The organism is Alteromonas lipotrueae, from assembly GCF_019249255.1.
GTDB lineage: Bacteria > Pseudomonadota > Gammaproteobacteria > Enterobacterales > Alteromonadaceae > Alteromonas > Alteromonas lipotrueae.
Window position 1 is genome coordinate 23,018 of sequence record NZ_JAESDJ010000017.1, and the last position, 17,827, is coordinate 40,844.

At 46.1% G+C, this 17,827-nt stretch carries 11 protein-coding genes; 4 read left to right on the forward strand and 7 right to left on the reverse strand.

Annotated elements, in window-relative coordinates:
- Position 1: 1 nt before the first annotated feature.
- From truD to KYS23_RS17830, 6 genes are all read right to left on the reverse strand, one after another.
- A complete protein-coding gene (truD, locus tag KYS23_RS17805; protein ID WP_218419650.1) occupies positions 2-1,072 on the reverse strand; it encodes a tRNA pseudouridine(13) synthase TruD in 1,071 nt (356 codons plus the stop codon).
- On the reverse strand, positions 1,069-1,542 hold the full coding sequence (ispF, locus tag KYS23_RS17810; RefSeq protein ID WP_159528543.1) for a 2-C-methyl-D-erythritol 2,4-cyclodiphosphate synthase: 474 nt from the start codon (positions 1,540-1,542) through the stop codon (positions 1,069-1,071). The genes truD and ispF overlap by 4 nt, the downstream gene beginning before the upstream one ends.
- Positions 1,533-2,264 (reverse strand): 2-C-methyl-D-erythritol 4-phosphate cytidylyltransferase, encoded by a 732-nt coding sequence (gene ispD, locus KYS23_RS17815; protein ID WP_159528545.1) that lies wholly within the window; start codon positions 2,262-2,264, stop codon positions 1,533-1,535. Before ispD ends, ispF begins: the two co-directional genes overlap by 10 nt.
- 5 nt (positions 2,265-2,269) lie before the next feature.
- Positions 2,270-2,560, reverse strand: a complete 291-nt coding sequence (gene ftsB, locus KYS23_RS17820) for a cell division protein FtsB (protein WP_013785529.1) — start codon at positions 2,558-2,560, stop codon at positions 2,270-2,272.
- 107 nt (positions 2,561-2,667) lie between these two features.
- Positions 2,668-4,386: a TIGR03545 family protein gene (locus KYS23_RS17825; protein ID WP_218419652.1), complete on the reverse strand. Its 1,719-nt coding sequence runs from the start codon at positions 4,384-4,386 to the stop codon at positions 2,668-2,670.
- A gap of 141 nt (positions 4,387-4,527) precedes the next feature.
- The gene (locus tag KYS23_RS17830) at positions 4,528-6,150 is read right to left on the reverse strand and encodes a methyl-accepting chemotaxis protein (RefSeq protein ID WP_218419653.1); all 1,623 of its coding nucleotides are present in this window, start codon (positions 6,148-6,150) and stop codon (positions 4,528-4,530) included.
- Between the two features lie 423 nt (positions 6,151-6,573).
- Here KYS23_RS17830 and putA point away from each other — a divergent pair, with 423 nt between their 5' ends.
- On the forward strand, positions 6,574-10,371 hold the full coding sequence (gene putA / locus KYS23_RS17835) for a bifunctional proline dehydrogenase/L-glutamate gamma-semialdehyde dehydrogenase PutA (RefSeq protein WP_159528553.1): 3,798 nt from the start codon (positions 6,574-6,576) through the stop codon (positions 10,369-10,371).
- 148 nt (positions 10,372-10,519) lie between these two features.
- On the opposite strand, the gene KYS23_RS17840 is transcribed toward putA, so the two are convergent.
- Positions 10,520-11,779, reverse strand: coding sequence for a YHYH protein (locus tag KYS23_RS17840; protein WP_218419655.1), 1,260 nt, complete (start codon positions 11,777-11,779; stop codon positions 10,520-10,522).
- 165 nt (positions 11,780-11,944) lie between these two features.
- On the opposite strand from KYS23_RS17840, the gene KYS23_RS17845 reads away from it, so the two are divergent.
- From KYS23_RS17845 to KYS23_RS17855, 3 genes are read left to right on the forward strand one after another with little or no spacing between them, the layout of a single operon-like run.
- Entirely contained in the window at positions 11,945-13,318 is a 1,374-nt protein-coding gene (locus KYS23_RS17845) for a TolC family protein (protein WP_218419657.1), read from the forward strand.
- On the forward strand, positions 13,315-14,691 hold the full coding sequence (locus tag KYS23_RS17850) for an efflux RND transporter periplasmic adaptor subunit (RefSeq protein WP_218419659.1): 1,377 nt from the start codon (positions 13,315-13,317) through the stop codon (positions 14,689-14,691). The genes KYS23_RS17845 and KYS23_RS17850 overlap by 4 nt, the downstream gene beginning before the upstream one ends.
- On the forward strand, positions 14,684-17,815 hold the full coding sequence (locus KYS23_RS17855; protein WP_218419661.1) for an efflux RND transporter permease subunit: 3,132 nt from the start codon (positions 14,684-14,686) through the stop codon (positions 17,813-17,815). Before KYS23_RS17850 ends, KYS23_RS17855 begins: the two co-directional genes overlap by 8 nt.
- The last annotated feature ends 12 nt before the right edge of the window (positions 17,816-17,827 follow it).

The window sequence follows — 17,827 nt, forward strand, 5'->3', positions numbered from 1 at the left end:
ACTAAATACTATGAATGGGAGAAACGGTTTCAACACATTCCCTAAGTACGGATGTGGCAAAACAGCCGCTAGGTAATGAAAACGATAGGGTTAATGTATCACCCTTACTTTGCCATTCAAGTTGCGATGGCCATATTTTTATAGCACGGCGTTCTTGCTCGAACCCACATTGCCCTAAGAAGTCGATAACTTCTGGGTGAGTAGATGCAACCTGCTCTTCGGTGGCGTTTGCCTCTGACGTGGTGATCAAGTCACCCTTACCCCACAGCGGTGCCGAAGGACATACATCTTTGTCTTCATAACGTTGCTGACTGTCTTGCTGCTTGTCATCGTCAATGAAGAAGCTGTTTGAGCCGGTTAATACCAATGCGTCACCGGTAAGTACTTTATCGAAGGTCTCCTTTTCTAAACGAATAGATATGACCTCATTGAATAGCCAGCTACGCAAGGCCGACAGTGCCATAGAGCGCTTATTTCTGTGGCGAATGGTTTCGCCATTTATCATACGCTCGGCCATGGCCAGGTTGCCACCGCGCTGTACTTCTCCTTGCTCGTTCACCCGCATGACGCCAAATCGCTGTTCGCCATAGTAATTTGGCACACCATGTTTAGCGATTTCCTGAAGACGCGCTTCAATGGCTTCTGGATGCACAACTTGGCGTAGAGTAATGGTAAAAGCATTGCCTTTTAATTGGCCGGTGCGAAGTTTTCTATTGTGGCGAGTTTGTTTAATAACCCGTACACCTTCTAGCTCAAAATCACTAAAGTCGAAATCAGCTTGCCCTGGCGCATGTAAACCAAACCACTGACGGGTAAGAGCATATTTATCTTTCCTGCCTGCGTACGTCACTTGGCGAAGGGGTAATTTGGTGTAACGAGCAAGTTGCTCAGCAACAAAAGCAGTATTGGTATTCACTTTCTCGACAAAGACAAACTGATGCTCGCCTTCACCGTAGGGCTCGTAACCTAAATCTTCCACCACTTGAAAGTCGTCGGCTTGAAACTTAAATAAACCGGTAGATACGGGTTTACTATAATAGTAATTCCAGTGTTGTGTATGTAATGGTTTCATATCTTTTCCAGTAGCACTACCGCGTGAGCAGCTATGCCTTCTTTTCTGCCTGTATATCCTAACTTTTCTGTCGTGGTAGCTTTTACGTTGATCGCATCAAGCTCGCAATGACAGTCTTTGGCAATGATTTCTCGCATGGCCTGAATGTGGGGTGCCATTTTCGGGGCCTGCGCCACTATCGTCATATCTGCATTGCCTAAGGTATAGCCTTTTTCATTTATTACGTGAACAACATGCCTGAGTAATACACGGCTATCGGCGCCTGAATAGGCATCATCGGTATCGGGAAAATGCTTGCCAATATCCCCTAAGGCTGCAGCACCAAGTAATGCGTCACATAATGCATGTAGCAATACGTCGCCATCAGAATGGGCGACTAGGCCGTGTTCATAGTCAATGCTTACACCACCAATAACGATGGGGCCTTCGCCACCAAATTTATGAACGTCGAAACCGTGTCCTATTCGCATTCTGTTTGTGCCTTCTGTCGTTGATGTAAGTAAAAATCTGCCAAGGGTAAGTCCCCTGGGTGGGTTATTTTAATATTTGCAGGGTCGCTATCAATAAGTGCAACCGTGTGGCCAACGTACTCTATGGCTGATGCTTCGTCGGTAATTGTTGCGCCAGCAGCTAGGCCATCCCGCAAGGCGCTTTTAAGTAGCGTAGTGGGAAACAACTGCGGCGTAAGGGCATGCCATAAATTTTCTCTGCTTTCAGTATGAAGAACAGTGGGGAAGCCGGCATTAACCGCTTGCTTGGCAGAGCCTCGTTTCATGGTGTCTCGAACCCGAGAAGCTAAAATACCACCAGCTACCTGTCTATTATCCATCACCGCCAGCAAATTAGTAATGTCATGAGCGCTTACACAAGGGCGCGCGGCATCGTGCACTAATGCCCAGGTATTTTCTGGTAGGGTATTTATTGCATTTAGCACAGAGTCAGCCCGTTCATTGCCACCCTCTACAACTTTCACCTTGGGATTATTAGCAAGGGAAAGAGAGGGAAAGTAAGTATCGTGAGAGCTGATGGCTATAACAAGGTAATCGATGGCGTGATGATTTAGCAGTAATTCAGCGGTGTGTTCAAGAATCGTTTTCCCTTGAAGGGGTAAATACTGCTTGGGGCGATCAGCCTGCATTCGGCTGCCAATACCAGCTGCGGGAATAACCGCAACTACAGAGGAGGATGTCATGTTACTCACTTAGTTTCTGGCGGTAAAATCCGGTAAAAAGTTTCCCCTTGCTTAATCAGGCCTAGTTCGTTGCGAGCGCGCTCTTCAATAGCCTCTAAACCCACTTTAAGGTCGGTGATATCTGCGTTTAGCAGGGCATTTCGCTGTGCAAGGTTTGCGTTTTGCTGCGCTTGAGTTTTCACTTCCTGCTCTCGACTGAGGTAGTCAGGAATACTATTTTTCCCAAACCATAGCCGATACTGCAACAACCCTAATAGGGTGATGAGTACAATAGGAAGCCATTTATCTTGCCACACAAAGTCACCTGAAAACCGGTAAGCGGAGGAAAATTTAAAAAGGGCAGTAAACTGCCCTCTGCGTTATTACCTATTATGCCGCGAAGGGCAAAGGAATCAAAGGTGCTTTATTCACCTTGTCCTAATTTACCTTTGAGTTTGTCGAACAATTTATTCTTTTGTTCTTCAACCACACTGCTCAATTGGCTTTGAAGCAATTCTTGTAAGGCGCCGCTGTCGCCCTGTGCCGCACTTAGCATTGCATTAATATCAACCAATTCACCAGACAGGGCATCTTGCTCACTGGCAACCATCGTATTTAGCTTGGTATTAAGTTCATCAAGCTTATCTTGCTGAGACGCGGTGAGCTGAGAAATAGCGGCTTGCGCCAGTTTGTTATCTAAATCTGACTTAATATTAAATCCAGGGTTAGCTATGGTGCCATCAAGTAGCATGGTCATTGATAAACTACTTAACGATTGAAGTGCAGAGGCAATAGCGCTAGTTACATCGCTAGTACCTGTGGCTTCCATCACTAACTCTTGCAAGTTAACTTTACCGTTGCCGCTAAGCTGATTATCAACGACTTTCATTGAGCCGGTAGTCGCCATGAGTGCGGTTTTCATTACGGCATTAAGTGTTTCATTACCGCTTACTGGAATATTCGACATATTCACACCAGCTAGTTCCCACACTTGGCTTGCATCTACACCACTCTCATCAATCCAGAATTCACCACTTGAGGTAAATTGCTTAAGCATGTCGCCTGCCGCTTCAATGGTAAAGGTCGTTGGGTCACCAAACACACTGTGGGTGTTGGTGATGTTCTGCCATGAGCTGCTTATCGACTCGTTTTGCCAAAGCACAGACACGTTTGCTTGTTTCACCAAAATAGAAGGCATATCGGCTGCAGGTTCCTCGGGCGTATCACCGCCTTGAAGTAGTGGCATCACAATTTGCATGGCCGACATTAAATACTCTGTATATTCAGCGGCTTTGTCGCCAAATACAAAGTAAGTCACTTGAGATAATGCCGCTTCATCGCCCGCAATCACGCCTTTAAGTAATGCATAATCTTCACTAGGCGCTTCTTTTAAGGCCTTTACCGAGTTGCTCAACGCACTCTTAGCATTCGACGCTTTTTCGGTAAAGCTGCTAATAAGCGCACGATCTGCACTCATTTCTTCTTTTAATTTATCTAACGATGATTTGGCTTGAATGAGGGCTTGAGGATCTTTGTAATTCGTTTCTTTAAGCGCAGCAACCTGGGTTTTGTAATAGTCGATACGTGCTTTATCAGGCAAGTTTTCATATTCTTGCTTCAAGCCTTCAGAATAGGTGGCGTAGGCTTCTTTTGCCTCGGCAACAGCGGCGGTCGTTTTTAATGGATTACGGGCAAGCAGTTCGTCTACAGAAGGCACTGCTTCTTTGGCTTTTGCTTTAATTTCATCGTAGGACAGTGAGCTTTCAGGCACCCGGTAAACTTCACCTTCGTGCTCACGGACTTGGTCAAATTGCACATCAAGTAAGTTCAGGTTGTTTACCACAACTTGATTGGAAAGCAGCGGCATTAGGGCAACGTCAGCATTTGCTTCGCCAACTAGCACTTGATTGTGAGAAGGCTTTGTTGCGTTGGTTAAGCCAATGCCTCTAAGAGTAACAGTGGTAGGGTATAAAGAGTGATCAAATTCGGCAATGTTGACTTCAGCACCATAAGATTCGCCTAATTTTGATTCTAGTACGGCTTTAATAATGGTATTAGCAAATAAAACATACACTAAGATAAGTAGAACAAAAAAGCCCAATACCCAAAATTTGATTGGGATCCCTTTACTATCACTGCTCATATATCACTCCTTGTAAACGACGTTTAGCGGGTTATCTACAGTATGTAGATAACCAGTCTAAAGCACCGCTTTAAATACTTCCATACGCAGGAAGTAGTATAAACCTGTGAATACCTTCCTTTTTACGACTAATTTGGTTCACTAAAGTTTAAATTTGCTAGCAATTTCTTTTATAGCCACACAACTAGCTTTGAGTGCCTGACTGGCACTCGCTAATTTTTCCGCCGTTTTTAGACTGTTATCGGCAGCGCCAGACAGCGCATTGATGCGAATGTTGGCTTCATTGGCGGCCTCTGCCTGTTGTTCTGTCGCACGAGCAATTTGGCTACTCATACCTGAAATCTCATTCATAAGCCGGTCGGCTTCTTTTAAGCTATCGTTCGCTTTGTTGGCATTATCCACCGTACTTGCTGAAGCATTCTGACTGACTTGCACGGCGTCTACGGCGGCTTTTGCATTGCTTTGTAGCTTCTCAATCATCGCCTGAATTTCATCGGTACTTTGGCCTGTACGACTGGCTAGGGTACGCACTTCATCGGCCACCACGGCAAATCCTCTGCCTTGTTCCCCAGCGCGAGCGGCCTCAATAGCAGCATTCAGTGCAAGTAAGTTGGTTTGATCGGCAATGCCGCGAATAACGTCTAGTACCGCGCCAATACTGTTAGTTTGTTCGGCAAGCTCGCTTACCACATGGCTCACGCTCTCAATGTTCGACGTCAAAGAACGAATATCACTCACGGTACTTTCTACTACGCTGGTGCCTTGTTCTACATTGGCTCGTGCGCCGCTAGTACTAGTTTCAGCAGTATCTGCATTTTGGCTCACTTGCTGAATTTGGGTGGTCATTTGTTCCATGGCCACGGCAACTTGCATCATGTTTTCATTTTGGCTTTGCGCTTGGCTGTTACTGTCTTGGCTAACGGTTTCAACCAGAACGGCTTGCTGCGTTAGGGCGGTGATATTTTCACGTATACCTAACAAGGATTGCCGCATTTTATTGGTGTATTCATTGAAGTAGCGAGCAAGGCGCGTTATTTCATCGTGGCCTGATTCTGGAAGTGACCGTGTTAAATCGCCCTCTCCCATGGCAATATCTTTCATTCTTTCAGTGACTTCATGGACAGGTTTAACAATACTGCCGCCAATATAGAAGATAAGCGCTACCACCAATAACACGCTAATAATACAAATAACGATAAGCAAATTGCGTAAGTTGGCGTACTCTGCTTCAAGAGTGGATAAGTAAATACCTGAACCTACAGTCCAACCCCATGGTTTGAACTCTTTAACATACGAAATTTTGTCTACCGGCGTTTCCTCACCTGGTAGTGGCCAAACATAATCAACAAAGCCACTGCCTGAAGACTTAACCAGTTGGGCCATTTCCACAAAAAACGCTTTACCGTTTCCATCTTTAAAGCTTCGTAAATCTTGCCCGTTCAGCGATGGTTTGATGGGGTGCATTACCATAGCGGGGGTGGCGTCTTGAATCCAAAAATAATTGGTTTCATCATACCGAAGACGGCTAACTGCGGTCAGCGCCTGCTGTTTAGCGGTTTCCTCATCAACCCCTTCCAGTGCTTCAAAATTAGCCAGTAAGGTATGAACAACTTCTACTAGATGTTGATTTTCTTTATACGACTTTTCTTTCAGAGCCTTATAGTGCTGGTTTAATACCACACCGGTTAGCACCAGAAATAACAGCGCTGTAAGCGCAACAATAATGCTGAGCCTTTGAATTAAACTAAAATTGCGTAACCACATTAGCGTTAACCTCCACTTTTTATATTATCTAGTGTAGACCTTATATTAGAGATATTGGCCTTAATTTTAGATTTTTTAAACATTTAATTAACATTCTTGGCGCGTCGCTTCTTATTTATAAATATCTGCGAAATGTTATTCATCTGCATTCTTAGGTGCCCTATCACAGTGGTGCAAAAAGTTGACAGCGAGGGCTTGGCGAAAGACGCATTTATGCTAGTATCCGCGCAATTTCGGCGATATCGTGATCTTCATTGAGAAGATCGAAGTTTAAATACCTATTGACGCAAGCGCGGCCCACTTTAGGTGGGGCGCTTCAAGCAAAGCTTAGCTTTACTTGTTAATTCATTTTTTCCATGTAACGTTATGCTAGTTTTACGTTACCGGAACCATTTTCTACAGCTATTCGAATAAAGGGTTGCAATGCTCATTAACGACACACTTCATACTACATCTCCCCTACGCCAGCGCATTCGAGACTACTATCGAATTAGTGAATCTGTGGCTGTAGATCAAATTTTACCCATTGCTGAGGTAAACCCTCGTGCGAGAAGTCGTGCGTGGGAACGCGCCCGTAAAATGGTACTGCAAATTCGTCGAGACCAAGAAGGCCATGGTGGCGTAGATGCGTTGTTAAATGAGTATTCACTATCCACCTCAGAAGGTGTGGTATTGATGTGTTTGGCTGAAGCCTTGTTGCGTGTGCCTGATGGCGATACGCAAGATGAACTCATCCGCGACAAATTATCTAAAGGGCAGTGGACACCACACCTTGGCAATTCAGATTCTTTGTTCGTGAACGCTTCAGCATGGGGCTTATTGTTTACTGGCAACATGGTCAATTATGCTGACAAGCGCAAGAAAGAACAGTTTGGACTGTTGAAGAAAACCTTGGGTCGCTTAGGTGAGCCGGTTATCCGCCGCGCAATGAATATTGCCATGCGGGTAATGGGTCGTCAGTTTGTGATGGGCGAAACCATTAAAGACGCAGTAGAACGAGCGAAGGAAAAAGAAACCAAAGGCTATGTGTATTCTTACGACATGTTGGGTGAAGGCGCCCGCACGATGGAAGATGCAGACCGCTATTACGATTCTTACGTTAAAGCCATTGAAGTGATTGGTAAAGCCGCTAACGGCCGCGGACCTAAGCGTTCGCCGGGCATTTCAGTTAAGTTGTCGGCAATACATCCGCGCTTTGAATTCTTGCACAGAGAGCGCGCAATGCGTGATATTCCGCCGCGCTTAAAAGCGCTATGCATGCTGGCTAAAGAGTACGATATAGGCTTAACGGTAGATGCAGAAGAAGCCGACCGTTTAGAGCTATCGTTAGATATTATTGAAGCGGTTTTCCGTGATGAAGATTTAAACGGATGGACGGGTTTTGGTCTCGCAGTTCAGGCCTACCAAAAACGTGCTATCCATGTGATTGAACATTTGCGCGTGCTTTCACTCGAAGTCGGCCGTTCGTTAATGGTTCGACTGGTAAAAGGTGCCTACTGGGATACGGAAATTAAGCTTACCCAACAAGCGGGCTTAGAAGAGTTTCCTGTATTTACCCGTAAGTCATCTACCGATGTGTCTTACCATGCCTGTGCAAATCGCCTATTAGAATACCGCGATACCTTGTACCCGCAGTTTGCTACTCACAACGCCTACTCAGCGTCAGTAATTATTGAACTGGCTGGCGACGATAAAGAAGGATTTGAGTTCCAGTGCTTACACGGCATGGGCGATACCCTTTACGATACGGTAGTAACCGAAGAAAAAATTCAGTGCCGTGTTTATGCGCCTGTGGGTGAACATGAAGACTTATTAGCTTACCTAGTTCGTCGCTTATTAGAAAATGGCGCAAACTCGTCGTTCGTTAACGCTATTGTAGACGATGAAAAGCCGGTAGAGTCATTGCTTGAAGATCCGGTTGAAAAAACCCAGCGCCTTAAAGTGCGTTTCAACAAACTAATTAAAACACCACGTGGTTTATACGCACCTGAACGTGATAACTCTCGCGGACTAGATTTAACCGACGTGAACGCGGTTACCGCGCTACAACACGAACTAGAGCGTTGGCAAGAGTTTTACAGTGTAACCGATGGTGTTCCAGAGGGCGCAACAGCGGTAAGAAACCCAATGAACCACGACGATGTGGTGGGTTACCATTATTACGCACAACCTGATGATATGCGCAAAGCGTTGGACGACGCAGATGCAGGCTTTGACGCCTGGTCTAAGCGCGACACTTCAGAACGTGCTGAAATTCTTAATCGCTCCGCTGATGCCCTAGAGCGCCACATGGCAGAACTTATTGCTATTTGCATGCGTGAAGCAGGTAAAGTCGCGCAAGACAGCATTGATGAAGTACGTGAAGCGGTGGATTTTTGTCGTTACTACGCGGCCCGTGCCCAAGAACTTGCAGAAGACAAGCGCTTGCTTCCTCGTGGTGTGGTGCTGTGTATTAGCCCGTGGAACTTCCCTCTGGCAATATTTTTAGGTCAGGTATCCGCAGCATTGGTTACCGGTAATACGGTTATTGCCAAACCAGCTGAACAAACCAGCATGGTGGCGAAACGCGCTGTGGACATTATGCAGTCGGTAGGCCTACCTGAAGACGCGTTAAAACTCATTATTGCCCCAGGTAAAGAAGTAGGTGAAACCCTGCTTTCTGATGAACGCATTAAAGCGGTGATGTTTACCGGTTCTACCCAAACGGGCACGCTAATTTCGCAAGAACTTGCCAACCGTGGTGGCGAGCAAGTACCGTTAATTGCTGAAACTGGCGGGCAAAACTGCATGATTGTGGATTCAACCGCGCTACCAGAGCAGGTAGTTGATGATGTTATTCATTCTGGTTTCCAAAGTGCGGGGCAACGCTGTTCAGCCCTTCGCGTATTATTCGTGCAAGAAGAAATTGCTGATGATCTTATCAGGATGTTAACCGGTGCCATGAAAGAGTTAACCATTGGCGATCCGACCATGCTGGCCACTGATGTTGGCCCAGTTATTGACGAAAAAGCACTGAAGAGCCTAACCGACCATGTAGACTTTATGGAAGGAAAAGGAAAACTGCTTTATCGAAACGAGCTGCCTGAAGGCACTGAAAACGGCACTTTCTTCCCACCTACGCTTTATCAGATTGATAACTTGGATGTGTTGGAAAAAGAAGTCTTTGGCCCAGTGGTGCATCTAGTGCGCTTTAAATCTAAAGAGCTAGACAATGTTTTAGAGCAAATTAATGGTACGGGTTACGGCCTAACCATGGGTATTCACTCGCGCATTGAAGAGCGTGCATACGAGCTTGCTGCGAAGAGCCGTGCAGGTAATGTCTATATTAACCGCAACATGATTGGCGCTATTGTTGGCGTACAACCCTTCGGTGGACGTGGGTTATCAGGTACGGGTCCAAAAGCGGGTGGGCCTAACTACTTGCCACGTTTAATGATGGAACGTGCTACACCGAAACCAACATTGATTGATGATGTTGATGGTACTGATAACGCGCTAGTCGGTGACGATAAAATTGCCGAACGTGCCCATGTAGTGATGGATCAAGCTAAGGAAGTTGAAGCCCAGTGGCGTCATATGGCGTTAAACGACCGTATATCTATGGTGCGTCAGCTATTAGCCAAAATTGCGAAGGTCGACATTGTTGACGACCTAGCTGATGATTTAAACCGCACGTTGGCCACTGCCCGCCAGCAGTTAACCAGTGTTGAGCGTAAGTTAGCGAAACCTACCGAGCTTCCTGGTCCTACAGGTGAATCTAACAAACTTTACCTTGAACCCAGAGGCACCCTGGTATGTTTCGCCGATAAAGACGTATCGTTTGAGTACTGGATGCTGTCTATTGTTACTGCACTTGCCACAGGCAACACGGTGGTGTCGGTGGTATCTGAAATCTTCTACGAAGAAGCTATTGAGATTCAAAACAAGTTTGAATCTACTGGTGCGCCGAAAGGGGTATTCCAAGTAGCGCGTTTAGGTCACTTCGATGCCTTATTGATGGATGAAGACTTAGCGGGCGTGGTTGTGGATTCAAGCACTGAACGTACGGCGCGAATTACCGCAATGCTGTCATCGCGTGAAGGGGCTATCTTGCCAGTGATCACCGCTGAATATAACGACAAGTTGATTCAGCGTTTAATGACTGAAAAAACCATTAGTATCGATACTACAGCATCCGGTGGTAATACATCACTAATGACCTTAGTTGAAGATGACGAGTAATTATTATTGCGCAAATGTCGCTAACTAAACCTTAGAGACAAAGCGAGTAGCGCTTAGCTCGCATAAAAAATAAAAAGCCAGTCTGGTAAAGACTGGCTTTTTTGTTACTGAACGGTTTTGCAATAGAGGGTTGTATCAACAAACGCCCTTAGCGCTTGGGAGGTTTGGGCAATGCCGCTTTTAGGTCGGCTTCACTTACGCCAAGGTCGGCCGCTACCGCGGATAAGTCGGCATTCCTTCCGCCATTTGCTTTCAGCGCCTCCATTAGGGCTTGCTCACTTATCCCTAAAGCCTCAGCCGCCTCACCAAAACCTGGTGGCATTCTGCCTGATTGAGGTCCTTGCTGATGACCTGCTTGCGGGCCTTCTTGTCCTTCAGGACGGACAGAGCCAATACCTATCTTGGCAGTAGTAGAAAAATTATCTGCGGCCGGTACGCCGACCAAACATGTCGGTAGATTGGGAAATTCGGTCGATGCATGATAGTGATATTGCGCTGCCTCACCTTCTTTTAACGCACCCGTATGGCCATTACATTCATCTAAATCTTCAGGTTGAATGTGGGTGTTGTCAGTACTGCCTAAAATAGGGTAACCATCGAACGCATAGCCAAACTGTGCTGAGCTATCTTGATGAACGTGACAATCGGCGGTTACCCCTTCGGTCGCGAACGCGGTATCTATGTCACTAGCTGTGGCGTGCCAATGGTAATAACCGCCAGGATCGACATGTCCACCACAGGCGTCAAGCGCAGGCATGTGGCCTGTCTCTTGAATGCTGGGCGCATCGGCAAAAATAGGTACACCGTCTAAACCAACGCCAACCTTTGCTACCGTATCTAAGTGAGTAGCCGAGGCCGCTTTCTTTGGCTCGGTAGGGATTAACATCGTCATGGTCACCGAGTCATCTAAGGCAACATTAATGCAGGTATTGTCTTCTTCTGGCGCTGACATAAGGGTATCAACCACATGTACAGAGCCGTCATCATCGTAAAAATGATAGCCCAGTTCATTTAGCATCTTTAAAAATGAAGCATTTATTCGATAGGTACCCGCGTTTTCGCCAGTCCATCCCCATACGCCGCCTTCATCATCTAGGGTTGTTGGGCAAAAAGGGCCAATTTCCAAATCGTCAGGTACGTGCTTAACCGTAATTTGCATGCACGCACTGCTACTCCCATCTTCTAAAGTACAGTCAACAGTAGTTACTGGCGTTACTAAAGAAGCGTTGTTAAATGCTGACGTATTGCCTTCTCTCGCCTCTTGATTCACGGCGCTAAGCTTTGACTCAGGCTTTGACTCAGGCTCTGAACCAAGTTTGCCATCTGACTGGGCATCAGATTGATCGCCATAACAACCCGCTAATGCGATAGCGACTGCGAGGGGCACAATTTTACATGAGTTATGCATTAGTCCATTTCCTGTCAAAACTTAAAAAATTCAGTACGTCTCATTACATCCTAACTCAGATTATTGTTCATAAGTTGAGTTTTTATTACCGTGAATATTGCGTTAACCCTGCCTTAACCCTCGTTATGTCATCCTGTGTTCAGGATAGGTAATAAAAGAATTCTTATGAACGGGTTAGGTAAAAAATCACTCATGCCAATGGCCATAGCGCTTCTGATTGGCTTAAGTGCGTGTGCCAGTCATGATACGCCCTCGCTGAGCGAGTCGGCCTCTGAAATGACAGGTGACGATATTGCTTGGCAAGCACAATCAAGTGAAGCGGCAACGGCAACGTCACTAACGAACTTGGTATCGGTGCAAGGTCTGCAAGGCTATTTAAATGAAGCACTTGAAAATAATGCCAGCTTGCAGCAAACCCTTATCACGCTGCGAAAAGCACAGGTGGCGATAAAGTCGGCAGATTCAGCAGACAACCTAAATCTTGATGCGAGCTTTTCAGGCAGTAAAATTGAAGGTAGTAATGAAAGCTATACTGCAGGGCTAACCGTAAGTTGGGAGTTGGACTTATGGCAGAAAATTAGCGATAGCGTGGACGCTGCCAGTTTTGATGCTGCCAGCGCACGTTCTGCTTATCAGTCTTCTCGCGATGCACTGGCAGCTAGTGTCATTCGAAGTTTTTTAGATATTATTACACAGCAGCAACTGCTTGCGATTGAAAAAGAACGTTTGCGCGTTTATGAAAATAGCGAAAGTATTATACTTAAGCGTTATCGCACAGGGCTAGGTACATTAGACGATTTAGACAACGCGAAGACGAGTAGTGCAACAACCCGCGCCTCTATCGCTTTGTATGAAAACAGCATTAGTGTCGCGAAGCGCACATTGGCCGTATTGCTAGGTCGCCAAGAGCAATCCTTGTCAGACTTTCCCTTAGTCAGCGAATTTCCAGAGGTACTTGAGCCTTTAATTTCTTTACCCGAACAAGATTTAGCAAGACGCCCAGATTTACAAGCGGCTTATTTCGGAATAAAGGCCAGTGAAGCCAACGTAAAAGTGGCATACAAAGCACTTTTACCCAGTATTAATTTATCAGCAGGTCTTACTGACACTGGCACTTCGCCGTCTCAATCATTATTTACTAACCCATTGTGGAATTTATTGGGGCAGGTAACCGCGCCCCTATTTCAAGGCGGGGCCTTACGAGCACAAATCGATGATGCTGAATTAACCGCGCTGAATAGCTGGTGGGAATATCGTGAAACCTTACTAACGGCTGTGCAAGAAGTACAAGACGCATTAGACAATGAAAAAGCGCTCAGCCAGCGCCAGTACTACACAAATATCGCCTATCAGAATGCCTTAAGTAGCGCCGACACATTTTCGGGGCAGTATCGCCAAGGCTTGGTGGATATTTTAGATTTACTGTCGGTTTACGACACTACCTTCAATTTGCAGGCGCAGCGCGTCGAGCTTCAATATTCTCAATTAAGTAATCGTATCGACTTAGGTTTTGCGCTAGGCCTTGGAGTGTCACTATGAACAAGAAAAAAATTATCGTAACCCTTGCTGCTGCTATGACTATTGTCATCGCCGTAGTTTATACCATGAGCCAACTAGGCGGTGGTCGTCCGGGGCCAGGATCTAAAGGAGCCAATGGCCCTAGAAATGCTAACGCCGAAAACGTGATTGAGCAGGCCGATAGTCAACGTGCAGAAAAACCAACTAGCGACAAAATTAGCCGAAAGGGTATGGAAACGGCGGGTGGACCTCAGTCGGGCAAACCTGGCCCGCGCGCAATGTCTAACCCAAATCAAGGTATGGCAAAACGTTCAGGGCAGCAACAAGCTCAAGGAACAACAAGCACTGCCGCAGATATAGCTGAAGTAGGCGTAGTTAAAATATTTCCAACTACGTACAGTGCAAAAGTAAAAGGCTATGGACAGGCAGCAGCCATTCATATGCTAACGTTATCCGCGCAGGTAAGCGGACAAATAACGTCTTTGTCGCCACGTTTTGAAACCGGTGCTTTATTGAAGCAAAACGAAGTATTGGCTTATATAGATGAAACTGACTATAGCCAAGCGTTAGCCGCCGCAGAAGCCACTTATGAAACTGCCTACGTAGCCCTTGAAGAGGAACGACTTCAAGGTATTCAGGCGCAAGATGAATGGACGCGTTCAGGCCTAACTGGTGAGCCTGAGTCAGCGTTAGTTTTGCGCGCGCCACAGCTCAAATCGGCCCAAGCTGCATTACGTGAAGCCGAGCAAAACGTAGCAGCTGCAAAGCGAGATTTAGCGTTTTCACATATTAGTACGCCATTTAATGCATTGGTCGTGAGCCGCAGCATTCAACCTGGAAGCTATGTACAAATTGGCACACAAGTGGCCGAGTTGTATTCCATCGATGTGGCTGAAATATCCATCCCACTTTCTCCGAGCCAATGGGCGCAGTTACCGCAAGTAAAAGTGGGTGAAAAGCCTGGTTGGGACGTGTCGTTAACCGATACCACAGGCGAGCACCACTGGCGTGCAACTATTGAACGTATAGAGCTTCATCAAGACGAAGATACCCGTCAGCGCCGCGCCATTGCCGTGGTAGAGAACCCACTTATGCTATCTAGTCCTTTATATTTCGGTACATTTTTAGCGGCCGAAATAGAAGGGCGCGAGCTAGACAACGTATGGAAGATCCCCTCTTCGGCAATATCTCAAAAACAAGAAGTATGGTTTGTTGCACCAGATACAAACTTACTCAATAAATTCACCCCGACCGTACTTTTTGAGTATGAAGGTTACGCCTACATTGAGCCCAATGCTTCGACTTCCGAGGCCTTAATTGTAGCGCGGCCATTGAATAACTACCTTGTGAATACGCCAGTGAAGCCCGTAATAGACGGGAGTGGCAATGAATAATCATAAAGGCATTATTGCATGGTTTGCGCAAAATTCAGTTGCCGCCAACCTTTTGATGGTTGGTCTTATCGTGTTGGGCTTGGTGTCTTACGGCGACATTAGAAAAGAAGCCTTTCCTAGCATGGAGCCTAGGTTTGTCACTATTTCTATGACTTACGAAAGTGGTGATGCCGAGCAAGCTGAAGAAGGCATTGCGATAAAAATCGAAAATGCACTAGAAGCCGTGCCGGGAATTAAGCGCATTACCTCTACGTCTAATTCGAATGGCGCCAGTGTTCAGGTAGAAAAAGAAACAGACTACGATTTAGATACATTGTTCAACGACATAAAAACCGAAGTCGACAGTATTTCAAACTTACCTTCTGATGCCGAAAACGCCATTATTGATAAAGCAACTCGTGACGAACACGTAATTTGGGTGCAGCTTTTCGGTAATGCCAGCCATGCCGAATTACAGTATTTAGGAGAGCAATTAGAGCGAGATTTGTTGGCTCAAAACGATATTCGAGATGTTAATGCGGGCAGTTTTATCGACCCGATGATGTCGATAGAAATAGATGAAGCCAAGCTACAAGCGTACGGCTTAACCTTATCTGATGTGGCTTCGCGAATAAACGAAGAGTCTTCTACCGCGTTAACCACAAGCCTACGTAACGAAGAGAAGGTTATTCGCTTAAAAGCGTCAGAACAAGCTTATTACGCGGGTGATTTTGCCAAGATCCCCCTTGTTACCTCAGACGACGGAACCGTGTTAACCGTAGGTGACGTGGCAGAAGTTACCGACACATTCGCCGACGATAGTTACTCTTTAGCGAGGTATAACGGTCAAAATGGTTATGGCCTGCAAGTTCTCATGGATAAATACGGCGATGTGACTGACATGGTTGCACAGGCGCATGCCGTAGTTGATAACTGGCACGAGCGTGGCTTATTACCCGAAGGCGTACAGTTGGAAACTTGGTACGACAGAAGTACGCTTATTACCGAACGTTTAGACTTGTTAACCAGCAATGCCTTGATGGGGATCGTGCTGGTTTTTATCACCTTGGCAGTATTTCTTAATTTGCGTGTCGCTTTTTGGGTGGCGGCAGGTTTGCCATTTATCTTCTTCGGTACTTTGTACTTCATGACCGATTCGTATACCGGTATGACCCTTAATGAGATGACCACCTTTGGCTTCATTATGGCGTTGGGGATTGTGGTGGACGATGCCGTAGTGGTGGGCGAGAGCGTTTATTCCACACGGCAACGATACGGCGACACCTTGGCGAACACCATTGAAGGAACCCGTAAAGTAGCGGTGCCCACCATATTTGGCGTGTTAACCACAGTGGCTACCTTTTTTGCATTGTCGAACGTATCAGGTGGTTTGGGTACCTTGTACTCGCAGTTTGGCACCATTGTTACGCTTTGCCTTTTACTGTCAGTAGTGGAATCTAAACTTATTTTACCTTCCCACTTAGCACACCTTCCCACTAAAAAAACGGGCAAAAAGGGCATTGCCGGGTTATGGGGAAAAGTGCAGGGCGGAGCGGATAATGGGTTAAATTGGTTTAACGAAAAACTTTATCAACCCGCGCTAAGCGCGACGATTACTTATCGCTATGCCGCGGTGTTGCTGTTCATCACATTATTTATTGTGGTGATGAGTTTGCCGTTAACCGGCGCGGTTAGAGTAGGCTTTTTTCCAAGTATGCAGGGCGATACGGTATCGGCCAATATGTCTTTGTATAGCGATGCTAGTTTTGGTCAAACTGAGCGAAATTTATTACGTTTAGAGCGCGCAGCGATTGAAGCCAATAAACAATTGATGGAAGAAAAGGGCGTTGGTGAAAGCGGTATGAAGAGTTTGCAGGTAACTGCAAGTGGCGATCAAAGTGGTACTATCACCATATCATTAGCCGAAAAGCAGCCTTACACCTTAGATGAATTAGCCGCCCGTTGGGCTGCGCTAAGTGGAAACTTAGAGGCCGTGAAAAAGCTTAAAATACAGGCTAGGCGGGAAATGGTAGATGCGTTTCGTGTAGAGCTGAAAAGTATTGATGACGCCACGTTAACCGCTGCAAATACAGCGTTCCAAGAAGCATTAGAAGAGATAGACGGTGTCTTCGGCGTGGAAAGTTCGTTAACGCCAGGTGAAGCCATGATGCGTTTTGAACTTACCCCCGAAGGGCGTGCCATTGGAATGGATACCCAAAGCTTATCACAACAGTTGTTGAAAGCGTTTGGCGGCGAAATTGTTCAGCGTTACCTACGTAACAAAAACGAAGTGAAAGTGCGTGTGCGTTACCCAGAAGAAGACCGAATGGACCCATCGGATGTAATGAATACTCGTGTTCGTTTAGATGATGGAACGGTAGTACCGTTAAGTGTTATTGCCACTATGACGCCAGCTGTTCAGCAAAAGCAAGTCGTGCGTATAGACGGGCTACGTGCACTCACTGTTAGTGCGTCAGTCGATAGCGATGTAATAACCGCCACTGAACTAGTGAACTATCTAAACGAAAACTTTGTTCCAACACTATCTCGCCAGTACCAAGATTTATCACTGCATTTTGCTGGTGAAGCAGAACAGCAAGAAGAAACGCAAAGCTCCATGGAAAGCGTATTTATATTAGCGTTAATCTCTATATATGCTTTGCTGGCTATTCCGCTTAAGTCTTACATTCAGCCGCTGATTATTATGACCGCCATTCCATTTGGCATTGTTGGTGCAGTATTAGGGCATTGGAGTAATGGTTTAATGCTCAGCATTTTGTCGCTCAATGGTATTTTGGCATTAAGCGGTGTGGTGGTAAACGACAGCTTGCTATTGGTGTCACGCTATAATGCATTGAAAGAAGCGGGTATGCGGGTGCAAGATGCTGTGGTTGAAGCCTGTTCAAGTCGTCTTCGGGCGGTATTACTCACGTCTATCACCACCTTCTTAGGGCTGTACCCAATATTGGGTGAAACCTCTATTCAGGCACAATTTCTAATACCAGCCGCCGCATCACTGGGTTATGGTATTTTGTTTGCCACCGCCATTACATTAGTATTAATCCCCGCATTGCTGTTAATTTATGAAGATGTAGCACGATTTGGTAGTAAAACCAAAAATGCCGCCATGCAGGTGGCGGGTTAAGAAGGTGGAAGA

What these genes read in the sequence shown, in the direction of transcription:
- putA (WP_159528553.1), top strand. Translation starts at nt 6,574, where the DNA reads ATGCTCATTAACGACACACTTCATACTACATCTCCCCTACGCCAGCGC.
- KYS23_RS17850 (WP_218419659.1), top strand. Translation starts at nt 13,315, where the DNA reads ATGAACAAGAAAAAAATTATCGTAACCCTTGCTGCTGCTATGACTATT.
- KYS23_RS17825 (WP_218419652.1), bottom strand. Translation starts at nt 4,386, where the DNA reads ATGAGCAGTGATAGTAAAGGGATCCCAATCAAATTTTGGGTATTGGGC.
- ispF (WP_159528543.1), bottom strand. Translation starts at nt 1,542, where the DNA reads ATGCGAATAGGACACGGTTTCGACGTTCATAAATTTGGTGGCGAAGGC.
- truD (WP_218419650.1), bottom strand. Translation starts at nt 1,072, where the DNA reads ATGAAACCATTACATACACAACACTGGAATTACTATTATAGTAAACCC.
- ispD (WP_159528545.1), bottom strand. Translation starts at nt 2,264, where the DNA reads ATGACATCCTCCTCTGTAGTTGCGGTTATTCCCGCAGCTGGTATTGGC.
- KYS23_RS17845 (WP_218419657.1), top strand. Translation starts at nt 11,945, where the DNA reads ATGAACGGGTTAGGTAAAAAATCACTCATGCCAATGGCCATAGCGCTT.
- KYS23_RS17855 (WP_218419661.1), top strand. Translation starts at nt 14,684, where the DNA reads ATGAATAATCATAAAGGCATTATTGCATGGTTTGCGCAAAATTCAGTT.
- KYS23_RS17840 (WP_218419655.1), bottom strand. Translation starts at nt 11,779, where the DNA reads ATGCATAACTCATGTAAAATTGTGCCCCTCGCAGTCGCTATCGCATTA.
- KYS23_RS17830 (WP_218419653.1), bottom strand. Translation starts at nt 6,150, where the DNA reads ATGTGGTTACGCAATTTTAGTTTAATTCAAAGGCTCAGCATTATTGTT.